Raw genomic sequence first — 2,959 nt, forward strand, 5'->3', positions numbered from 1 at the left:
AGCGTACAGATGCCATTAATCACCCTGATTATGAAAATTATAANTTCAATNCTCATGAAAATATAATAGGAGGCGATTATATAGTTTTTTGCGATATTTTTTTTCCATTTCATAGTGACTTGAAGCATTTCTACAAAATTAAGCGATTACCGGATGGGAAAAAATATCAAGAAACGATGAGGAGATATTTTGATTATCTTGAGGAAAAATATGGGATGCCGGTGGTAATAGCTGCACATCCAAAGTCTGATTATAGTGGAGGAGAGTTTGGGAACAGAAGTATCATAAAATATAAGACTGATGATTTGGTTTTCAATGCGAGAATGGTTACTTTGCACGTTTGCAATTCAATATCTTATGCGCTTTTATCAAATAAACCCATAGCATTCGTAGCTACCGAAGATTATATAAAATTAGGTCATGTTAAAAAAACACTTGACCTATTGGCTCATGAAACTCTTGGATTATCATATTATATTCTTGGTAAAGTGGATTTAAATGAAGTGGAATTTAAAAAAGTGAATGAAGATTTAAGGATTAAATATATAAACAATTATCTTACTTCGACAGAGAGCTCCGGGATTCAGAATTATAAGATTCTGAGGAAAGAACTAATGGAGTTGTCTAATGAGGCATAGTTTTCATATGTATATTAGTAACCACTGTTGCCATAGAGATATGGAATTGACAAAAGAGTTGCGAAAAGCGGAATCTTCTGATATATTAGCTATATTGCTTATGGTTCTATTCCATATCAGATTTGTTTATATGGCAGTATTGGACTTTCGCTCTGTATATCTTGACGCATTGTTTTATATTATAGTCATGGCAGCTTTATTGACCATGCGGATTAATAACTATGTCAAGATTCTTATCCCCATAGCTCTCATATCCATAGTTAATCCGGCAACAAGAAACCTTTTCTTAATCTTTTCTACTTCATATTTGGTGGCGGATAGGCTTTCCGTCCGTGATTTTGCAAGAATTAATGTAGGTTTAATACTAATGGTTTTTATTGCAGTATGGATTATGAACTATTTGGGGATTACTAATGACAATATGGTTGAATACGAGTTCTATGCAGAGGGAGAGATTAAGAATGTCCGAAAAAGGGGAGACTGGGGCTTCAGCAATCCTAATCGGCTGGCAATGTTTATTTATTCTTTTATAATCAATGCTTATGTGATGGTTAAAAAGAATCATTATCGAATTTTCTGTGTTTTTATTGCCGGGTTGACATTCTTAATATATTCTATAACCTTATCGCGCACATTCGTCATGAGCATGATGGTATTTATATTGTGTGTATGGTGTTTGAAATCAGAATCAATAGTGAGAACATTCGTTAAGGCAAAGCATATTCTTGCTTTTTTTCCATTGTTTTTTTTGTTTTTGATATTGTATCTTGCTAAGATAGGATATACAAATATTATCATTGACATTCTTACATCAGGAAGGCTCCGATTATATATGGATTTTATAAATCAATGCACCTTACGTGATTATCTTATCGGTACGGATATGATAAATCAACTGACAATTGATAATTCTTATTTGCATCTTTTATTCTTGGGTGGAGTTTTAGGATTGGCAATTTCAAGTTATTTATGGATAAAGACCATCCTGAAGATTAATGTCAGTAATGCGGCATTGTTACCTATCTTTGCAAGTATGGCATGTTATGGCATAATGGAGTCTATATGGACAATGTTGTTATGCTACGGAAACATGCTGATATGGGTTATCATGACAAAGATTGTAGTGCTCGATAGAAAGGTTTTACTAAATAGCTTGAGTAAATGATCACTTGCTTGGATAATATATGAATATTCTTTTTATAACACGGTCTCAGGTTCTGGCTACAAAGGGTGGAACAGAAAGAATCACATCAAGCATTGCCAGTGCCTTGGAACGAGATTATGGGTGTAAATGCTTTTCGGCTTATTATCTAAATGACACGGACAAAAGGGTTGGTTTATTCGAAAATCGTGAGATTCAGGTGAATAAGCATAATATAAACAAAAAATTGTCTGAATATATATTCGATAACGGTATAGAATGGGTAATTTGCCAAGGGGAATTTGAGGCGGCTATCAGTTTGAGAAAGCATTTGGGAGATAAAGTGGGGATAGTATTGGCACATCATTTCCAGCCCGGATGGGAACAGCGCATATTCAGTTATCGTAATGCTTTCATGATGTTGAGGTATGGATCAGCTGTATATAAAAAGATTGCATTAAAGCAAATACTGTTTATGCCTTATTTCAAGATAAAGGCATCTCGGTTTTCATGGTTGTATAGAAAGGCATATGAAAATGTAGACCGGTTGGTTCTTTTGTCGGAGGGTTTTAAAAACAAATTTTCATCTTATGCTAAGGTTCATCTTTCGGATAATAAAGTTACGGTTATACCTAATGCTCTGACTTTCAATGAATTCGCGGATGCAGCCGATTTGTTTAAAAAAAAGAAACGTGTTCTGATAGTCAGTCGGCTGGATGAAGTTTCAAAGAGGATAAGTCTAAGTATCGCTATATGGCGTGAAATAATGCAAGATAGTAAATATCGAAACTGGTCGTTGGAGATAGTTGGAAATGGTCCAAACCGGAAACAGTATGAAGATATTGTAAAAAAACATTCCGTACCTAATGTAGTATTTAAAGGAGAACAAATTCCCCAAAAATTCTATTTAGAGGATTCGATTTTCATGATGACAAGTAAATCGGAAGGCTGGGGGTTGACATTGACTGAAGCCCAGCAGTTCGGGTGTATCCCAATCGCGTTCAACACATATGAATCACTTCAAGACATTATCATTAATGGAGAAAATGGATATATTGTTGAAGACAGTGATGTTGCAGCATATGTTGAACATATGAAAAAACTAATGGATAGTGAAGATTTGAGGATTTGCATGATGAAGAATGCAATAGAGTGTTCCAAAAGGTTTAATAGTGAGAAT

The 2,959-nt window shown here is 34.5% G+C and carries 2 protein-coding genes; both read left to right on the forward strand.

The annotated features are described in order from the left end of the window. The first annotated feature begins 678 nt into the window (after positions 1–678). Positions 679–1,803, forward strand: a complete 1,125-nt coding sequence (locus JX312_RS11500) for a hypothetical protein (RefSeq protein ID WP_124031251.1) — start codon at positions 679–681, stop codon at positions 1,801–1,803. A 19-nt stretch (positions 1,804–1,822) separates the two neighbouring features. After that, a partial coding sequence (locus JX312_RS11505; protein WP_204458084.1) for a glycosyltransferase occupies positions 1,823–2,959 on the forward strand: 1,137 nt, incomplete at its 3' end.

The organism is Barnesiella sp. CU968 (assembly GCF_905219685.1).
Taxonomy (GTDB): domain Bacteria; phylum Bacteroidota; class Bacteroidia; order Bacteroidales; family Muribaculaceae; genus Lepagella; species Lepagella muris_A.

Excerpts from the sequence above, each read along its gene's own strand:
- JX312_RS11500 (WP_124031251.1), top strand. The coding sequence starts at position 679 with ATGGAATTGACAAAAGAGTTGCGAAAAGCGGAATCTTCTGATATATTA.